Origin of the sequence: Nocardia salmonicida (assembly GCF_036142455.1) — a bacterium.
GTDB classification, from domain to species: Bacteria; Actinomycetota; Actinomycetes; order Mycobacteriales; family Mycobacteriaceae; genus Nocardia; species Nocardia salmonicida.
In genome coordinates this window covers 1,912,775-1,929,741 of sequence record NZ_CP108014.1, presented here as the reverse complement: position 1 = coordinate 1,929,741, position 16,967 = coordinate 1,912,775, and the positions used below count along the sequence as shown (strand labels likewise).

At 67.5% G+C, this 16,967-nt stretch carries 17 protein-coding genes; 10 read left to right on the top strand and 7 right to left on the bottom strand.

The window, feature by feature from the left end:
• Positions 1–2: 2 nt before the first annotated feature.
• From OHS03_RS09100 to OHS03_RS09080, 5 genes are read left to right on the top strand one after another with little or no spacing between them, the layout of a single operon-like run.
• Positions 3–1,415: a condensation domain-containing protein gene (locus OHS03_RS09100; RefSeq protein WP_328662323.1), complete on the top strand. Its 1,413-nt coding sequence runs from the start codon at positions 3–5 to the stop codon at positions 1,413–1,415.
• Positions 1,416–1,419: 4 nt separating this feature from the next.
• Positions 1,420–2,682, top strand: a complete 1,263-nt coding sequence (locus OHS03_RS09095) for a glycosyltransferase (RefSeq protein WP_328662322.1) — start codon at positions 1,420–1,422, stop codon at positions 2,680–2,682.
• Positions 2,679–3,626 (top strand): ATP-binding cassette domain-containing protein, encoded by a 948-nt coding sequence (locus OHS03_RS09090; protein ID WP_328662321.1) that lies wholly within the window; start codon positions 2,679–2,681, stop codon positions 3,624–3,626. Before OHS03_RS09095 ends, OHS03_RS09090 begins: the two co-directional genes overlap by 4 nt.
• Before the next feature lie 20 nt (positions 3,627–3,646).
• Entirely contained in the window at positions 3,647–4,483 is an 837-nt protein-coding gene (locus OHS03_RS09085) for an ABC transporter permease (protein WP_056817605.1), read from the top strand.
• A 9-nt stretch (positions 4,484–4,492) separates the two neighbouring features.
• Complete coding sequence (locus OHS03_RS09080) at positions 4,493–5,863, top strand: hypothetical protein (RefSeq protein ID WP_328662320.1); 1,371 nt, start codon at positions 4,493–4,495, stop codon at positions 5,861–5,863.
• A 12-nt stretch (positions 5,864–5,875) separates the two neighbouring features.
• On the opposite strand, the gene OHS03_RS09075 is transcribed toward OHS03_RS09080, so the two are convergent.
• The 4 genes from OHS03_RS09075 to OHS03_RS09060 form a co-directional block, all read right to left on the bottom strand.
• Complete coding sequence (locus OHS03_RS09075; protein ID WP_328662319.1) at positions 5,876–7,249, bottom strand: FAD-dependent oxidoreductase; 1,374 nt, start codon at positions 7,247–7,249, stop codon at positions 5,876–5,878.
• A gap of 304 nt (positions 7,250–7,553) precedes the next feature.
• The gene (locus tag OHS03_RS09070) at positions 7,554–7,940 is read right to left on the bottom strand and encodes a hypothetical protein (protein ID WP_328662318.1); all 387 of its coding nucleotides are present in this window, start codon (positions 7,938–7,940) and stop codon (positions 7,554–7,556) included.
• On the bottom strand, positions 7,930–8,232 hold the full coding sequence (locus OHS03_RS09065) for a hypothetical protein (RefSeq protein ID WP_131817049.1): 303 nt from the start codon (positions 8,230–8,232) through the stop codon (positions 7,930–7,932). Before OHS03_RS09065 ends, OHS03_RS09070 begins: the two co-directional genes overlap by 11 nt.
• A gap of 47 nt (positions 8,233–8,279) precedes the next feature.
• The gene (locus OHS03_RS09060) at positions 8,280–9,083 is read right to left on the bottom strand and encodes a HEAT repeat domain-containing protein (protein WP_162256210.1); all 804 of its coding nucleotides are present in this window, start codon (positions 9,081–9,083) and stop codon (positions 8,280–8,282) included.
• A gap of 396 nt (positions 9,084–9,479) precedes the next feature.
• Between OHS03_RS09060 and OHS03_RS09055 the strand changes: the two genes are divergently transcribed.
• Genes OHS03_RS09055 through OHS03_RS09040 form a run of 4 tightly spaced genes read left to right on the top strand, consistent with a single transcriptional unit; the run spans position 9,480 to position 12,802 of the window.
• Complete coding sequence (locus tag OHS03_RS09055; RefSeq protein WP_328662317.1) at positions 9,480–10,475, top strand: NADP-dependent oxidoreductase; 996 nt, start codon at positions 9,480–9,482, stop codon at positions 10,473–10,475.
• Between the two features lie 39 nt (positions 10,476–10,514).
• On the top strand, positions 10,515–11,369 hold the full coding sequence (locus OHS03_RS09050; RefSeq protein ID WP_328662316.1) for an alpha/beta fold hydrolase: 855 nt from the start codon (positions 10,515–10,517) through the stop codon (positions 11,367–11,369).
• Positions 11,370–11,419: 50 nt separating this feature from the next.
• On the top strand, positions 11,420–12,154 hold the full coding sequence (locus OHS03_RS09045) for an SDR family oxidoreductase (protein ID WP_328662315.1): 735 nt from the start codon (positions 11,420–11,422) through the stop codon (positions 12,152–12,154).
• 45 nt (positions 12,155–12,199) lie between these two features.
• Positions 12,200–12,802: a TetR/AcrR family transcriptional regulator gene (locus tag OHS03_RS09040; protein ID WP_328662314.1), complete on the top strand. Its 603-nt coding sequence runs from the start codon at positions 12,200–12,202 to the stop codon at positions 12,800–12,802.
• A 347-nt stretch (positions 12,803–13,149) separates the two neighbouring features.
• On the opposite strand, the gene OHS03_RS09035 is transcribed toward OHS03_RS09040, so the two are convergent.
• From OHS03_RS09035 to OHS03_RS09025, 3 genes are read right to left on the bottom strand one after another with little or no spacing between them, the layout of a single operon-like run.
• Positions 13,150–14,073, bottom strand: coding sequence for an oxygenase MpaB family protein (locus OHS03_RS09035; protein WP_328662313.1), 924 nt, complete (start codon positions 14,071–14,073; stop codon positions 13,150–13,152).
• Positions 14,070–15,998 (bottom strand): linalool dehydratase/isomerase domain-containing protein, encoded by a 1,929-nt coding sequence (locus tag OHS03_RS09030; RefSeq protein WP_328662312.1) that lies wholly within the window; start codon positions 15,996–15,998, stop codon positions 14,070–14,072. Before OHS03_RS09030 ends, OHS03_RS09035 begins: the two co-directional genes overlap by 4 nt.
• Positions 15,995–16,150: a hypothetical protein gene (locus OHS03_RS09025; RefSeq protein WP_328662311.1), complete on the bottom strand. Its 156-nt coding sequence runs from the start codon at positions 16,148–16,150 to the stop codon at positions 15,995–15,997. The genes OHS03_RS09030 and OHS03_RS09025 overlap by 4 nt, the downstream gene beginning before the upstream one ends.
• Positions 16,151–16,255: 105 nt before the next feature.
• Here OHS03_RS09025 and OHS03_RS09020 point away from each other — a divergent pair, with 105 nt between their 5' ends.
• Positions 16,256–16,870: a TetR/AcrR family transcriptional regulator gene (locus tag OHS03_RS09020; protein ID WP_328662310.1), complete on the top strand. Its 615-nt coding sequence runs from the start codon at positions 16,256–16,258 to the stop codon at positions 16,868–16,870.
• Positions 16,871–16,967 lie beyond the last annotated feature (97 nt).

Genomic DNA, 16,967 nt, shown 5'->3' with positions numbered 1-16,967 from the left:
TCATGGAATACACCCACCTGTCCGAATTCGAAATCCGTTCAGGCGTTTTGTCGATGTGGACGCCCGAACTCGCCACCGACGCATGGCGGCTCGACGATCGTCCGCTGACCAGCGTGCACGCCGATTACTGCGCGAGCGTCGATCCCGCCGATCCACTGCCCGGTCGCGGCCGCTGGATCGGCACCGTCTTCGAGATGGACGCCCCGCTCGACGCCCCCACCTGGCGCGAGACGCTGCGGCGCTGGCACGCCAGGCACGAGGGCCTGCGCACCACGGTGAGCACCGCGGCCTCGGGCGAACCGCGCAGACTCGTCGCCGCACCCGCCACTGTCGGCATCGCCGAGCAGCCGGTACCCGACCTCACCGACGGCACCCGGATCAATGAATTCCTTCGTGGCACGCTCGAAGAGCGTCTGTCGCCACTGGTGTGGCCACACTGCCTCGCGGCCACGATCGAGCATGCCGACACCGGCGATTTCACGGTGCTCGTCGCCGCCGATCACTCTGTGATGGACGCCTATTCCCAAGCCATTCTGATCCTCGAGCTGCGCGCGCTTTACCGCGAGGTGGCGGCGGGCGACCAGGCGCGCGAGTCCGTCACTTTCGGCAGCGCGGCCGACTTCGCCGTCCTGGAACGGGCGAGCGCGGCTGAACTGGATCCGGCCTGCCCCGCGGTCGCCACCTGGCGCGAGTTCCTCGCCGACGGTGCGATGCCGCGCTTCGCCCCGCATGCCCAGCGGCCCGCTCCCGCGGATCTACCGCAGCACAGCGTGTCGCGACGGCTGCTCGATCTCGGCGAACTCGAGCAGATCGAAGCGATCCTCGACCAGGTGCGGCACCGGATGTCGGTAGCAGTCTTCGCCGCGTTGGCCGTGGCCAATCAGCAGCGGTTCGACGCGAACCGGATGCGCACCGTGATGCCGATCGCGACCCGCCCCGACCTGCGCTGGATGGAATCGATGGGCTGGTTCGTCAATGTGGTGCCGGTCGATATCGCCCTGCCCACCGGCTCGGGCATCGCCGAGGCCATGGACCTCGCACGTGCCGCGTTACGTCGTTCACGCACCGCCAACGACGCCTCCTGGTCGCGAGTGCTCGGCCTACTCGATGTCACCGAGACACCGCGGTTCGGCATCTCGTTCCTCGACATCCGGGTCCTGCCGGGCTACGAGTTGGTCGCTGACCTGCGCGGGCGGACCTTACGCGCGCAGTCGTACTCACCCGACGAGGTGTTCCTGTGGGTGGTGCGCGCGGCCGACGGGCTGTACGTGTCGACCCGGTACCCGGCGGGGTTCCCCGCCGAGGTGATGGACGAATTCCTGACCGCGTTCGGGCAGGCATTGTCGTCGGTCACCGCCGCGGTGCATGCGGGTCCAGCTACCGACGCGCTCCGTGTCGCCGTGCAGGCGGGATGAGCGAATGCGGTCACTGTTGGCTTTCACCGGCAGCCGCGGCGACGCCCAGCCCGGCATCCTGCTGGCCCGTGCGCTGCGCGAGCGCGGTCACGACGTGACGTTGGCGCTCGCGCCGAACCTCGTCGCCTTCGCCCATGACCACGGCGTTCCCGCGGTTCCGTTCGGCCGCGATACCGCCGACCTCCTGCACGCGCAGCGCACCGACCGACGCTTCACCAGCCGCGATCCACGCGCCCGGCTGCGGGCACTGTTCGACCTGCAGCGACGTGGAGCGCCCGAACAGATCGAGGACCTGCGCGCGCTGGCACCCGGACACGATGTGGTGGTCGCGGGAATGGCGGGTGAGGAAGCCGCCGAGTCGGTGGCGCGGGCGGTCGGACTGCCGTTCGCGGCCGTGCACTTCTTCCCGATCCAGCCCAACAGCGCGGTCCCTGTCGCACCGGTGCGCTGGGCTGCCCACCTCCCCGGGTTCGTGCACCGATGGGGTTGGTCGGTGCTGGCCCGCGCACGAGCCGCGGCCCTTGCCCCGGCCCTGCCCGTCATCACCGAGCCGAATGCGGCCAGCGTGCGAATTCAGGCTTACGACCCACGACTGTTTTCTGGTGTAGACGAACAGTTGCCAGGTCCGTTCGTCGGTTTTCCGGTCGATTCGAACGGATTCCTCAGCAGTACAGCGGTTTCCGAGCCCCCGCTGTCGTCACCGAGTCTGGATGCGTGGCTGGATGAGGGATCCGCGCCGATCTACGTCGGATTCGGCTCCATGGATGTCGGCGATCCGGCCGCGTTCGTCGCGACCCTGCGCGAGGTGTGTGCCCGGCGAGGTCGTCGGCTGCTGCTCGCGTCGGGCTGGGCGACGATCGGTCCGGGATTCGAAGATGCCGTTGCGATCGTCGGTCAGGTCGATCACGCTCGGGTGCTGCCTCGTTGTGTCGCGGCCGTGCACCACGGTGGCGCCGGGACGACCGCCGCCGCGCTGAGAGCGGGTGTGCCGCAAGTGATCTGCTCGGTCCAGGCCGACCAGCCCTACTGGGGTCAGGCGTTGCGGCGACTCGGCCTCGCGGCCACGATTCCCGCGAAGAAGCTCACCGGCGAACGCCTCGACGCACTACTCGATCTGGTCTCGCGTCCCGACGTGGTCCTGCGCGCGGCATCCTATTCCGCCGATTTCGCCACCGACGGTGTCGAGCGAGCCGCCGATGCCGTCGAGGCGCTGGTGGGTTCGCCGGTCGCCGCTGACCTGCTCCATTCCGCCGGGAGGCAACTGTGAATACCGATATCGCCATCCGCACCACCGGTCTCGGCAAGTCCTACGGCGATTTCACCGCTGTCGGCAGCGTCGACCTCACCATCGCGGCGGGCACCGTTTTCGCCCTGCTCGGCCCCAACGGCGCGGGCAAGACCACCATGGTCCGCATGCTCGCGACCCTGGTCCGTCCCGATCGCGGCACCGCCGAGATCTTCGGCTACGACATCACGCGCGACGCCACCGCCGTGCGATCGATGATCGGCCTCACCGGCCAGTACGCATCGGTCGACGAAACCCTCACCGCCGGTGAGAATTTGCGGCTTTTCGGCCGTCTGCTCGGGCTCTCCCGCCGCGATGCCGCGCGCCGCAGTGTCGAACTTCTGGAAGAGTTCGAACTGGCCGAGGTCACCGACCGGCCGGTGAATCAGTTCTCCGGCGGCATGCGGCGGCGCCTCGATCTGGCGGCCACCCTGATCACCGACCCGCCGCTGATCTTCCTCGACGAGCCGACCACCGGCCTCGACCCGCATACCCGCGAGAAGATGTGGGGCGTGATCCGGCGGCTCGTCGCCCGTGGCGCGACCGTCCTGCTCACGACGCAATACCTCGAAGAAGCCGACGCATTGGCCGACCGGATCGCCGTCATCGATCGCGGGACGATCGTGGCCGAGGGCACGGCGGCGCAGCTGAAGTCCTCGATCGGCGACCAAGTGCTGCGCCTGGAACTCGCCGATGCCGCCCAGTCCACCCATGCGGAGGCCATCGTCGTCGAGCTCACCGGCGAGATACCCGAAGGGTCTTCGGCGGGCATGCTCACCGTCGCGCTCACCGATGCCGGCACCGCCGCCGATATCGTCGCCGCCTGCCGCGCCGCGGGCATCGCGCTGCGCGGTTTCGCCGTCGACCGTCCCGATCTCAACGAAGTATTCCTCGCTCTGACCGGCACCGACCGCGTCGCCGCCTGATCCGAAAGACCGAGGCCACCATGACTGCCACCATCACCGAGATCGCCGTCGAGCAGACCACGCCTCCGATGATCGACCGCCGTCCCCGCATCACCCATGTCAGCCTGCGCGCCTCGCTGTTCCAGTCGCTGATGATGGCGTGGCGAGGTCTGCTCACCTTCCGGCACAGCCCGCAGTTGCTCTACGACGCGCTGCTGCTGCCGATCGTGGGGCCGCTGCTGTTCGGCAGCATTTTCGGCACGGCCATCGCGGGCAGCACGCAGGCATACCTACCGATTCTGATTCCCGGCGTGCTGGTGCAGATCGTGCTCACCTCGTCGGTCGCCACCGGAGTGCAACTGTCCGAGGACATTCGGTGCGGGGTCTTCGATCGGTTCGTCGCCATGCCGATCGCCCGGTCGGCACCGGTCGCCGGGGCGCTGCTCGCTGGGGCCACCCGGTATGTCATCGCCGCGACCACGGTGGTGATCGTCGGGTTCGCGATGGGTTATCGCCCGGATCATCCGGTCGGATTCGTCGCCGGTGCGGTGCTCGTGGTCCTCGCCACCATCGCGATCAGCTGGTTGTTCGCGTTCATCGGAGTCATCGTGTCCAGACCCGCCGCGGTGCAGGGCATGTCGATGCTGGTGCTCACCTTCTTGAGTTTCGCTTCCAACGCGCTGGTGCCCGAGTCGGCGATGCCGACCTGGCTTGGCTACGTCTCCGACTACAACCCGGTGTCCTACCTCGTGTCCGCGGTGCGCGGGCTCGCCGAGGACGGTGTCGTCGGCACCGACGCGCTCTGGTCGGTGGTGGCCTCGCTCGTGATCGCCGCCGTCTTCGCGCCACTGACCGTCCGCACTCTGCGTGCTCGCTGAGGAGTTCTGATGACGCTCACCGCCCCGGCCATCGTTACCGCGTCCGTTGCCGTCAACCGGCTCACCGCCGACGACGACCTGTTCCTCAAGCTGCACAGCCTCTACGGCAACGCGCTGGTCAATCAGCTCGCCTGGCGGTTCGACGAGCCACTGGCGCCCGAGCTGCTGGCCCGCTTCCACGCCCACTTGGCCCGGGGTTTCCTGGCCCGCCGTGTGCAACCGACCCGGGTTCCGTTCGCCCGTCCCTATTGGCTCCCCGCGACGGAATCGCTGCCGCTGGGCTGGGATCCGGTGCCCGTCGCCGACGAGGAGATCCTCGACTGGTATTTCGCGCAGAGCCGAGTGGACTTCGATCCCGAGACAGGACAGGTGTGGCGGCTGTCCGCGGCGCCGACCACGGCGGGTGGGACGCTGGTGTCGCTGGTGACCTCGCATGTGGCATCCGACGGCGGCGCGGTGCTGTTCGCCGTGGGCGACGCGCTGGCACGGCTCGATGAGAGCCCGGACTTCACAACCGGTTCGGGCCAGCTGGTGGGCAAACCACCGCAGAACTCGTTGAGCGCGAACGTGCTCGATGCAGGCCGACAGCTGCGTGCGGTCGCGAAGGGGATTCGCGCGGCGATCGCCACCCGTGGCGTCACCGAGCCGGACCGCACCCTTCGTCCCGCGTTCCCGGAGCTTCCCCTTCCGGCCCAGTGGTCACCGGCCGACCTGGTGGTCCAGCTCGACCTCACCGAGTGGAACGCCGCCGCCACACGATATTCCGGCACCACGAACGGGCTCCTGATCGCGCTGGGCGCCGGCATCCTCGGTCGCAGCGGGCGCGTCGGCGACGCCGCCGACATCCGCGTGGACATCCCCCATTCGATGCGCACGCCCGAGGACCCCCGCGCCAACGCCACCACCGGTCTGCCGATCTCGGTCACCTACCGCACCGGCGAACGCATCGACCTCGCCGCTGTCCGCTCCGCCGTGAAGCGCGCCGCCACCGCCTACCGAGACCCGACCACCACACCCGCTTTGCAACACCTACAACCGTTGCAGATGATCCTCCCCCGCTTCGTCCTGCGCCATTTCGCCCGCACCGCCAAAGCCCCGGAATGCCTGTGCACCAACCTGGGTGAAACTGCCGGCGGCGTAGCGGATTTCGCGGGCCATCACGCCTCCGCCGTTCTCATGCGCCCGGTCGTCTGCACCAACGACACCACCATGTTCCGCCGAGTCGAGGTAGGCGTGAACCTGTCCTTCTCCACCGACGGCAACATGGTGACCTTGGCTGTCACCGGCGCTGACCCCGACCGCTTCCCCACCCGCGCTGCCCTGCGCGAGCTGTTGTCGGCAGAGTTCGAGTCGTGGGGCCTCACACCCAGCTTCTGGTGACTTTCGAGGTGGTCATCGACCCTTTGCCACCGCACGGACCGCTGCTCTGGCGGCGACGAGGACGGGGTCCCACACCGGGGAAAACGGTGGTGCGTAACCGAGGTCGAGGGCGGTGACCTGTTCGACTGTCATTCTCGCGGTGAGTGCCACCGCCGCGATGTCGATGCGCTTGGCGGCGCCATCGCGTCCGACGATCTGCACACCGAGCAGGCGACCGGTGCGGCGTTCGGCGAGCATCTTCACCGTCATGGGCTCCGCGCCGGGGAAATACCCCGCGCGGCCGGTGGATTCGATGCTGACGCAGTGGAACTGCAACCCGGCACGCCGAGCGTCCTTCTCTCCCAAGCCGGTGCGCGCCACCTCCAGGTCACAGACTTTGCTCACCGCCGTGCCGACCACACCGGGGAAGGTGGCATACCCGCCACCGACGCCCGATCCGATCACCTGGCCGTGCTTGTTGGCGTGGGTGCCGAGCGGGATGTGACGGAGCGTGCCCGACACCAGGTCCAGTACCTCCACACAATCACCACCGGCCCAGATGTCGTCGTACCCGCGCACGCGCTGGGCGAGATCGGTGAGCAGACCATCGCTCTCGCCCAGCGGAAGACCTGCCTGACGGGCGAGATCAGTCGCTGGGCGTACGCCGATCCCCAGCACGACCACAGCGGCCGGGTACTCGGCATCGGCGGTGGTCACCGCACAGACCTTGCCATCGGCGGCCGTCCGCATTCCGGTCACCTCGACATCACGGATGATCCGTATTCCCATCCCCTCCATGGCTTTTCGCACGAGCGCGCCCATGTCCGAGTCCAGCGTGGACATAGGTTCTGCGGCTCGGGTGATCATGGTGACCTCGAATCCCCGACGCACCAACGCCTCAGCCATCTCGACACCGATGTACCCGGCTCCCACCACGACGGCTTCCCGTCCGGTCGCCGACTCCAGCCCATCGATGAGCGCCTGCCCGTCATCGAGGGTCTGCACGCCGTACACGCCTTCGGCGTCGATACCGGGCAACGGCGGGCGGACCGGCGTCGCGCCGGTGGCCAGCACGAGCTGGTCGTAACCCGTCCATTCCTGCGCACCGGTGTCGAGATCGCGAGAAAGCACCCGTCGCCCCACCGGGTCGATCTCGGTCACCTCGGTCCGCATCCGCAGATCGATATCACGAGCACGGTGTTCGGCCACCGACCGCGCGATCAGATCATCGGCACCGGGAACATCCCCAGCAACCCAGTACGGAATCCCGCATGCCGAGTACGAGGAGTGGTTGCCCTTCTCGAACACCACGATCTCGAGCTCACCGACATCACGCAACCTCCGCGCCTGCGACGCCGCCGCCATCCCTGTCGCATCCGCACCGACAACCACCATCCGTCCGCCCATGCCACCACCGTACGAGAGCACGTCGCGGTGTCGGCCACCAGCACCGCGAGTCACCGGTTCAGGACGGACGCCGAGTGCCGTTCTCGCGGACATACCGCGCGATGTCCTCGATATACCTCCGGGGGCCGGACACGCTTCCCTCGTCGATGTTGTCCCAGCGAAACCGGAGCACAGTTCTGCCACGTCTCAAGTGGACGCGAACGTAATCGATTCCCGCGTCAGGGCCGTCGTACTCGTAGATCCGGGTCCAGCCGTCATTGAGGTAGTCGAGTACACACTGCGACTTGACGGCCGCAGCGGGGGGCTAGATCGTGTGCCGCTCCCATTGCAACGCATCGAGTCGACTTCCCTTGCGCTCCAACCACTCCCAGATGAGGTCAGCGACTGTTTCACCGTCTCGCACGGTCGTCGAGGCCAACTCGTCGAGGGAATCGGGTGAGCGGATCTCGAGGTAGTAGTCGGTGTCGCTGTGGCGGTAGGTCTGGATGAATTCGGGGTGGTCGGGGCGGGATACCGTCATGAACGGGCCGCCGCGACTGTATTTCAGTTTGCTGATCCAATAGCTGAGTTGGGTGCGGGTGAGGGTGGTCAGGGTGCGCTCGCCGACCGTCACGTCCAGGTTTCGGTGGATCGTCGGCGCTGTGTCCGGTAGTACGTCGATCCACTCGTGGCCGGTTTCGTCATTCTTCATCCGGATACCCCCAGTCGAACGCCACGCGGGCCTGTGGGACGAGTGCTGCCACCCGGCGGGTGAGGCGATCTTCGAAAGCCCCACTCCAGCGGAAGAACCCGCTGAAGATCACCGGGTAGTCCGATTTCGCGCGGACGAACAGGCCGTCCGCGGTCTCCTCCATCCAGACGAAGACCTCGTCCTCGAGTCGCTCGTCCTTGAAGACCTCGACGAGCAAGTCGGTCATCCCCACCCACTCGCGTTCGTTCGCGAGCCCCCGAACAGTCAGGGCGACATCGATATTCACTGACACCGGACGAGACTATCGTCAGGCACCGACAACTATCCCGGGCTGCGTGCTCAGGATTCGCGGGCGGCGATCGCGGCTTGGATTCGGCGTAGCGTGCGCAGGCCCTTCTTCGCGGCGACGCTGACCATGCCGTCGAAGACGGTGGAGCCACGATCGTCGGCCATCAGTCGTTCCAGTGTCGGCACGGCACGATCGTCGCCGGTCGAACCGAGGGCGACGGCCGCCCAGTACCGCTTGTCGGGATCGTCGCCTGCGGCCGCCTCGATCAGCCTCGGGATGATGTCCGGGGCGAATTCCGACAACGCGCTGGCGATGTAGCCGATGCGGTAGTAGCGGCGATTCTCGAATTCGTCCCAGAGAGCGGCCAGCGCCGCGTCGCCGCCGATCATGCCGAGCGCTTCGGCGGCGCGCTCGCGCATTCCGCTGATCGAGTCCTGCAGCAGGGGCGCGAGCACCGGGACCACCGATTCGTCGCCGAGCACGCCGAGGGCGATCACCGCCTGATCTCGGGCAATGTCCTGCGGGTGATCCAGCATCGCGACCAAGCCGGGGACCGCCTCCTGGATCCCGAGGGCCGCGCAGCCCATCGCGGCCCACGCCTGGCAGTTGTAGCGGGTGTCAGCGAGGGACGCGAGCAGAGGTTCGCGCAGGGTGTCGTCACCGAACACCTCGGCCCGGTTCAATGCCCTGCTGTAGAGCGACCGGTGGTAGTCGGGATAGTCACGCACCAGCGCGCGCAATGTCTCCTTGGCGGATGTGTCGCCGTCCTCAGCCCGCACGAGCAGGAGCCGCAGATTGTCCTCGCGGGTCTCGAGATCGCCGTCTTTCAGGAGTCGCACATCAGCTGGGTTCACCGCCCAACGGTACCTGGCGATCAGCTGGATACTCGACACGTCGCAGGTCACAGAGCCGGGCTCCTTCACTCGGTTCTCGGGGAGTCGGTTTCGTCGAGCATGCACGGAGAATACTGCGCCGATCAACCACACCCGCCGACAACGAAAAGGAGATCAGCCGTTGTCGGTGGCCTTGACCTCGCGGCGGCGGTGCAGGAGCGGGCGGCGCATATACCGCCGCCCGCTTCGCCTGTCCGTCGCTGTGCGTAGTCGAACTCGCCGACTCGAACGCGTCCGGCACCTGCAAGCGGAGCCAACTCGGCCGCTTGCCACGACGCGCATACTGAGTATGCTCATAATTGAGTAACCTCAGAACTATGCTCGGTACCGATCCTCGAAACGAGAAGGAAAGTCCTCATGCGAGCGTTCGTCGTCAATCAATACAAGGACCCGCTACAGCAAGCCGATGTTCCCGAGCCCGTCGTCGGAGAGCGAGACGTACTCGTGCAGGTCCAGGCCGCCGGGCTCAACGTCCTCGACGAGAAGATCCGGGTGGGCGAGTTCAAGCAGATCCTGCCGTACGAACTGCCGCTGATTCTGGGCAACGACGTGGCCGGAACTGTGATCGGCGTCGGGGCGAAAGTACAGGGGTTCAAGCTAGGCGACGAGGTCTACGCTCGCCCGGACAAGGACCGCATCGGCACGTTCGCCGAGCGAATCGCGATTGCCGAAGCCGATCTGGCGCTCAAGCCGACCTCGATCAGCTTCGAGGACGCCGCCTCCCTCCCCCTGGTGGCTTTGACCGCATGGCAGGCCCTCGTCGAACGCGGGAACCTGCAGCCGGGGCAACGAGTCCTCATCCACGCCGGCGCGGGCGGAGTCGGATCGATCGCGATCCAGCTCGCCAAGCACCTCGGTGCCACGGTCGCCACCACGGTCAGCACCGGCAACGTCGAATTCGTTCGCGAGCTCGGCGCGGACGTCGTGATCGACTACCGCGATCAAGACTTCGAACAGCTACTCGACGGATACGACCTGGTCCTGGACAGCCTCGGCGGGAAGAACCTCGAGAAGTCGCTGCGGGTACTCCGCCCCGGCGGCAAGGCGATCGGCATCGCCGGACCACCTGACCCGGCCTTCGCCCGCGATCTCGGTGCGAACCTTGTACTCCGGCTGGCGATCACCGTACTCAGCAGCGGAATCCGCCGTCAGGCAAAGCGGCTCGGCGTGAACTACGAGTTCCTGTTCATGCGCGCCGACGGTGCACAGCTTCGCCGCATCACCGCCCTCGTCGACGCCGGGGCACTACGTCCGGTCGTGGGCCGGGTCTTCGACTTCGCCCAGACCGCGCAAGCGCTGCAGTCCCTGGAGGAGCGCGGCACCCGCGGCAAATCCGTCATCACAATGCCCTGACCGAGCCCGGATCATCGAATGAGGAAGCGGGACAACATCATGAGCACACACAGGGATGTCATCACCTCTTACAAGGACGCGCCGACCCGCACCATCGCGGCCGGTGGAGTGACCTACGCCTACCGCGAACTGGGACCCAAGGGCGGCATCCCTGTCGTCTTCTTCGTCCACCTGGCCGCCAACCTCGATAACTGGGACCCCCGGATCATCGACCCCATCGCACGGCAGCGCCATGTCATCACCTTCGACAACCGTGGTGTCGGGGCGTCCACGGGCCGCGTGCCCGACAGTGTCGAGGCGATGGCCGACGACGCCTACACCTTCATCACCGCGCTCGGGTTCGACGAGATCGATGTCTTCGCCTTCTCCCTCGGCGGTTTCGTCGCCCAGGAGCTGGTGCTGAAACACCCTGCGCTGATTCGCAAACTTGTGCTCACGGGCACCGGACCCAAGGGCGGCAAAGGCATCGACAAGGTCGCCGCCACCACCTACCGAGACATCTTGCGTGCCACCGCGACCCGCTCAGATCCCAAAGAATTCCTGTTCTTCAACCGCAACACCGTCGGCAAGTCGGCCGCGCGTGCGTTCATCCACCGACTCGCCGAACGCACCACCGACCGAGACACACCCGTCACTGTGACAACACTTCGCACACAGTTGACCGCGATCAAGAAGTGGGGACGCCACTCCCCCGACAACCTCGCCACGATCACATCACCAACCCTGATCGCCAACGGCGACAACGACCGCATGGTGGCTTCGGTCCTCTCCGAGGATCTGCACCGACGCATCCCCGACAGCGAGCTGATCATCTACCCAGACTCCGGACACGGCGGCATCTTCCAATACCACGACGAGTTCGCCCCCGCCGCAATCGAATTCCTCGCCCGATAGATCAAGCGTCACGCAAACCCGCACATTCCTTACTACAGAAAGAACCGAACATGCCTTCCCTCAACGGAGCAGTCGTCCTGGTCACCGGAGCCAACGGCGGCATCGGAACCCATTTCGTCCACCAAGCTCTCGCGCGCGGTGCGACCAAGGTTTACGCCACGGCCCGCACACCGCGCCCATGGGACGACGAGCGCATCGTCCCGCTCACCCTCGACATCACCGACGGCGCCTCTGTCGCCGCGGCGGTGATCGCGGCGCCGGATGTGACCGTGCTCGTCAACAACGCGGGCGCCACTGCGCCGAGCGCGAGTCTGATCGAGTCGACCGAAGCCGATATCCGCGCGAATATGGAGACCAACTTCTTCGGGCCGGTCTTCCTAGCCCGTGCGTTCGCGCCGGTGCTCACCGCCGGGCCGGAGTCGGTACTCGTGGACGTGCACTCGGTGGCGAGCTGGTATGGATTCGGTGGCGTCTACAGTGCCTCCAAAGCCGCTCTCTGGTCGGCCACCAACTCACTGCGGCTCGAGCTCGCACCCCACGGCGTCCACGTGACCGGCGTCCACATGGCCTACGTCGACACACCGATGGCCGCACACGCCGACGGACCCAAGATACCGCCGGCGGAACTGGTGACCAAGGTCTACGACGCCGTCGAAGCCGGTGAGTACGAGGTCGTCGCCGACGAGGTGACCGCCAAAGTCAAAGCGGCACTGAGCAATCCGATCGAGACACTCTATCCGCAACTTCGTGACGTCGAGGTCGGTGTCGTCGACACGGCACAATAGCCTCGTCGACAGTCGACCTACACAGCAGAAGCGAAGGACTCAGAGGTGTCACCCGTCCCACGACAAGCCGGCCGGCGCGAGCGAAACAAACAGCAAAAGCTCGACCGGATCACCGCCGCCGCCCAAGAGCTCTTCGCCGAACGCGGCGTCGACGAAGTCACCACCCAAGAGATCGCCGACAAAGCCGACATCGGCGCAGGCACCTTGTTCCTCTACGTCAAGAACAAAGGCGAGCTCCTCCTACTCGTGCAAAACGCCACCTATGCCGAGGCGCTCGCACGCGGCATTGCGGCGGCCGAGCACATCCCCGAGATACTCGACGCGGTCATGACGATCGTCGCCAGCATCGTCGAGTGCAATCGCAAACAAGTCGACAATGGACGAACCTATCTGCGGGAGATGGTCTTCGGTGATTTCGAGGAACCCCACCATCGCGACGCGCTGGCCCTGACCGTGCAGACCGAAATCGCCATCGCTGACGTGCTGAAGCGCGACCAACGCACCACCCCCGGCGACGCGCCAACCCTCGCGCACATCATCTCCGCGATCATGTTCGTCACTATGGCGTCGACGATCAACAGCACCAGCTCGCGAGAAGAAATCGTGCAGCAGATCAGAGACCAGGTCCGGGTCCTGCTCCCGCGATGACGGTGCTGCAGAACCCGCGCTGTCCGGTGCCAAAAACAGCGCGGGTCCTCTGTCACAGGTCCACACCCTCGGTGGTGGGTGTGAGAGCGCGCTGGTTGCAGCCCGATTCCAGCGCCGTGACTCGCCTCGATCCAGGCCCGCCCACAGTGTTCGCGCCCGACTTACCACACCGCTGCTGCGAGTACACCTGACGACCGAGGGCGCCCACCGGTCCGGACGCTCCCGAGCCACGAACACGACTCGCGCCGAGCCGAACCGGTGGCTGGCGGCACCGCGCCTGCGACAGTTTGCCGATGGGGCCTAGGCCCTGACTGTGGCCCATCCGAGGGCGGGCCACGCTCGAGGACTTACCGGTCAGGTTCGCCGTCCGATGGGGGGTGGGCGCGGTGGGGGGTGCCGCCACGCTGGTACCCGACTTCGTCGGGTGTGCGCGATCCGTAGCGCCGTTCGCCGAAGTCGACGGCGAGGGACCGATGCGGGTCGACGCGTTGGAGGTCGACGATTGCCGCGTAGGCGCGCAGCCCGGCGGCCACCAGCGAACGGGTCGCGAGGTCGGGCTCGGGGAGGCCGTGCACGCGACGAAGCGACTCGGGGCAGAACGTAGCGATAACCCGGGGCGCGGCGGACCGCACAGGCCAGGGCAAGCAGCGCCTGCCGAAGGCGTCGATCAGGGCGCGGGCGATCGCGCGTCCGTCGTCGGAGGCCGCGTACTCGCGCTGCTCGTAGGCGAGCGCCCAGCGGGCGAGTTCGGCACGCTCGTCGGGTAGGTCGACGAGGTGCTGGCGTACCGCCACCGCCCGCCAGAATCGCCAGTGCGCTTCCCGCTCAGCCTCGGAGAACAGCCGGACACCGAGGTCGGAGGTGATGGCGTGCGGGTCAAGAGCCAGCGTAGCGAGAGTGTAGACGGAATCCTGGTCGCGCAAGGGGAAGTGCGCGTGGATCTCGTTGAGCCGTTCGATCCAGGCACTGCCGACCGCGGAGTCTGGTCCGTGCTCGAGCAGGCTGCCGAAGAAGACGATCGTGTCGTCGTTGCGGCGCAGGGTGTCACAGACGATGTCGCCCGTGCCGCGGCGGTACAGCGTGCGCGCCATCGTCGGCACCGCCACCTGCTTGAGGAAGGCTACGGTGAACAGCGCGTACACCAACGCACCGTGGCCGTGCAGGACTGTCAGCGAGAGGCGGGCGATCTCGTCGGCGTCGCGAATGGGGTCGAGCGCGGCGATGCGGCGCCGCACCTGCGCCCCGGAAATGTGGTTGCTCGCGCGGGTCACGGTCGCGGCTCCACGTCGAGTTGGAGGCGTCCACCGAGGTCGAGGGTGAGCGTCGTACATCCCGCTCGGTCGGCCACGACCTCACGCTCGAGCGCTCCCGCCACGTGGTAGGAGCGTCCGGGTACCAGTCGGTCGACGACGACGGTGGTGCGCACCGGACCCGCGCCCGGTCGCAGGACACAGTGCAGCGCAACGCCATCGGTGAGTGTCCTGGCCACCAGGACATCGGGGTAGTCGGCGTCGGCGAGCCGGGGGCCGGTGCGCCAGGCGTCCGGCAGACCGTGTCCGATGAGGTCGCGCAACCCCGACGCGCGGCCGAACCGCGCCATCAGCTCGTAGAGATTGCCCTGGGTCGAGACGCCGGCGTAGCGCGCCGCCCCGCCCGCGCGGTGGGTGGTCTCGGTGTCGGCCAAGTGGGCGAGTACGCGGGCGGCGATCTGCTCGTCACCGATCTCACGGGCGGCCATCGCCAGCAGGATCTGCCCGAACGCCTCACCGCCGAAGGCATAGGAGCCGGAGTCGCAGCGGTTGGCCAACGTCGCAGGCAGAACGAAGCGGCCGTCGCGCTCCTGCAGGACGGTCTCGCGCAACAGCCGCCAGGATCGGTGCGCGAGTTCGGGGTACGCGGGGTGCAGCCAGTAGGTCGTGGGCAGCCACACGGCGTCGCCGGCCCACGGACTCCACGACAAGCCGAGGGTTTCGGAGCGGACACCGACGACACGGCCGTCGGGGCGATGGAACTCCTCGAGGTAGGCGGTCCGGACGCGCTCGTGCAGTCGGTCGTACGCGATCCCGCCGTGCAGACGGCGGTCCATGAGCAGGGTGTTGACCGCGAAGGTGTTGCAGACGGGATATATCCACCGTGGTTCGCAGGAGAACAGCGTGAACGCCGAGCGCTCCATGTTGGTCGCGATCGAGGAGGCCAGCGCAGGGAGGTCGTAGCGGTAGGCCTCGTCGTCGGACCAGCGGTAGGTGAGCCCGCCCGGTGCGGAGAAGCGGGCGTCGTCGAAGGTCTCGAAGAGGCCGACCGATACGCCCTGCCAGCCGGTGAGCATGACGTTGTCGCCGTTGTCGACCGGATCGCGGCGCAGTGACAGCCGCCCCCACGCGTTCTCCAGCGCCCAATACCCCCACACCCGCCGATCACCCATCTTCTCGATCGAGCGGGCGTGCGCCTCGGTGAGATAGCCGCCGAAGGCCGGAGCGCAAGTGTGGCGGTAGGCCGCCAGCGCGTAGCCGAGCAGGCAGAGTTGATAGCGCAGCGCTGCCTCGCGGAACTGATCGCGCCGGTCGAACCCGTCGAAGGACGCCACCGGCTGCAGGGCGAGATCGAGCGCGAACCGGAGCCGCTCGAGGTCGTCGGTGCTCGCCTCACGCACCGGCGGCTCGACGCGCGAGGGCACCTGGGTGATGGTGGCCGGCCTAGCCAGAACGCCCGCGTTGAGGCGCGCGGCCCGCTGTCGGCGCCGGTTGTGCCGCACCGCGTGCGCGGCGAGACAGAGCGCGGCCAGAGTCGGCCCGGCGACGGCGACGGCGCCCAGCCCGATGTCGGTGGGGTGGTGGCTCGTCACGGAACCGAGAGCGAGGTCGAGCGCCCATACCGTGACAGGCGCGACGACCGCGCCGATCATCCACCAGATCAGCATGGCCGCGCCGATGGCCAGCACCGCGACGAGCGCGTGCAGCAGATGGCCGCTCGCGAGGTGCTGGCCGCCTGGCAGCATCAAACCCGCGCCCAGGAGTCGGAGCCGGTCGGCGCCGGTGAGGGTCAGAGCCGCGCCGAGCAGCCAGACGACACCGAGGCCACCTCCTACGCGCAGCATGACCCGCAGGGTGACCGGTGGTAGCAGCGGCGCGCGCTCGTCCAGCGGGGTGAGTGCCACGGTCATCGTGCGTAACGGCGTGGCCCCGGTGATCGGGCTCATCGGGTCACCACGTAGCGAGCGGGTGGAGCGAACACCGTCTCCCGCGCGAACGCGTTCCGACCGGACCAGCTGGTCCCGTCGCTCCCACGCAGCGCGCGTAGGAGCCGGTCGAGCGCGGCCATCACCGCGAGCGCGGCCACACAACAAACCATGACGAGCCTCCTTGGACTGTCGGACAGAAATCCGATTCAGGAACCGGATCGTTTTGGTTCCTAATAACGTGACAGGTTGCGGCACGGCGTGTCAAGATGCTCGCCATGACCTCCCCCGCACGCCCCTACGCGGGCATGCCCAGCGGCGCGCGGCGCGAGCAGCGTCGGGCGCGGCTACTCGAGGCAGTGCTCGACGTCGTCGGCGAGAGCGGTCTCGGCGTGTTGACGGTGGCGTCGGTGTGCGCCTCCGCCGGCGTCGGCAAGCGCTACTTCTACGAGAGCTTCGCCTCCCTCGACGAGCTGGTCGCAGGCGCCCTTCAGCTGGTCTTCGAGCAGGTCGGTCGGGCTGTCGAGGACTCCGGACTGAAACCCGATGACCCCGCCGAACAGTTGCTGGAGGTAGCCGCCCGCAGCGCGCTCTCGGTCATGGACGACCCCCGGGTAGCCCGGTTCTACCTGGAGTCGGCCGGCAGCCCCGCGGGCATGGCCGTCCGCGAGGCCGCGGTCGGCGCCCTGACCGACCAGCTGCTCGTCCGGCTGGTCGGCACCAGCCCGCCGCGGGCAACCGCCCGCCTGCTCGGCCATCTACTCGTGGCAGGCACCCACCATGTGGTAGCGCTGTGGCTGAGAGGAGAGTCCGGAGTCGGGCGTGAGGAGCTGGTCGCGCTGCTCGTCGGTATCGGCGCCGATGCCGCGGAGCGGATGCGCCGAGAAGCCTGACGGCCCCGTGCCAGGTCCGATTTCTGTGCGCCGTTGAAGACCCGCGCGTATCCGAACCGTGTGCGGTACAGAGCAGCGGATCATCCATTGCCGCGAC

Coding starts and splice junctions, on each gene's coding strand:
- OHS03_RS09070 (WP_328662318.1), bottom strand. CDS start 7,940: ATGAAGAATGACGAAACCGGCCACGAGTGGATCGACGTACTACCGGAC.
- OHS03_RS09025 (WP_328662311.1), bottom strand. CDS start 16,150: ATGGTTTGTTGTGTGGCCGCGCTCGCGGTGATGGCCGCGCTCGACCGG.
- OHS03_RS09020 (WP_328662310.1), top strand. CDS start 16,256: ATGACCTCCCCCGCACGCCCCTACGCGGGCATGCCCAGCGGCGCGCGG.
- OHS03_RS09085 (WP_056817605.1), top strand. CDS start 3,647: ATGACTGCCACCATCACCGAGATCGCCGTCGAGCAGACCACGCCTCCG.
- OHS03_RS09030 (WP_328662312.1), bottom strand. CDS start 15,998: ATGAGCCCGATCACCGGGGCCACGCCGTTACGCACGATGACCGTGGCA.
- OHS03_RS09050 (WP_328662316.1), top strand. CDS start 10,515: ATGAGCACACACAGGGATGTCATCACCTCTTACAAGGACGCGCCGACC.
- OHS03_RS09100 (WP_328662323.1), top strand. CDS start 3: ATGGAATACACCCACCTGTCCGAATTCGAAATCCGTTCAGGCGTTTTG.
- OHS03_RS09095 (WP_328662322.1), top strand. CDS start 1,420: ATGCGGTCACTGTTGGCTTTCACCGGCAGCCGCGGCGACGCCCAGCCC.
- OHS03_RS09075 (WP_328662319.1), bottom strand. CDS start 7,249: ATGGGCGGACGGATGGTGGTTGTCGGTGCGGATGCGACAGGGATGGCG.
- OHS03_RS09055 (WP_328662317.1), top strand. CDS start 9,480: ATGCGAGCGTTCGTCGTCAATCAATACAAGGACCCGCTACAGCAAGCC.
- OHS03_RS09045 (WP_328662315.1), top strand. CDS start 11,420: ATGCCTTCCCTCAACGGAGCAGTCGTCCTGGTCACCGGAGCCAACGGC.
- OHS03_RS09080 (WP_328662320.1), top strand. CDS start 4,493: ATGACGCTCACCGCCCCGGCCATCGTTACCGCGTCCGTTGCCGTCAAC.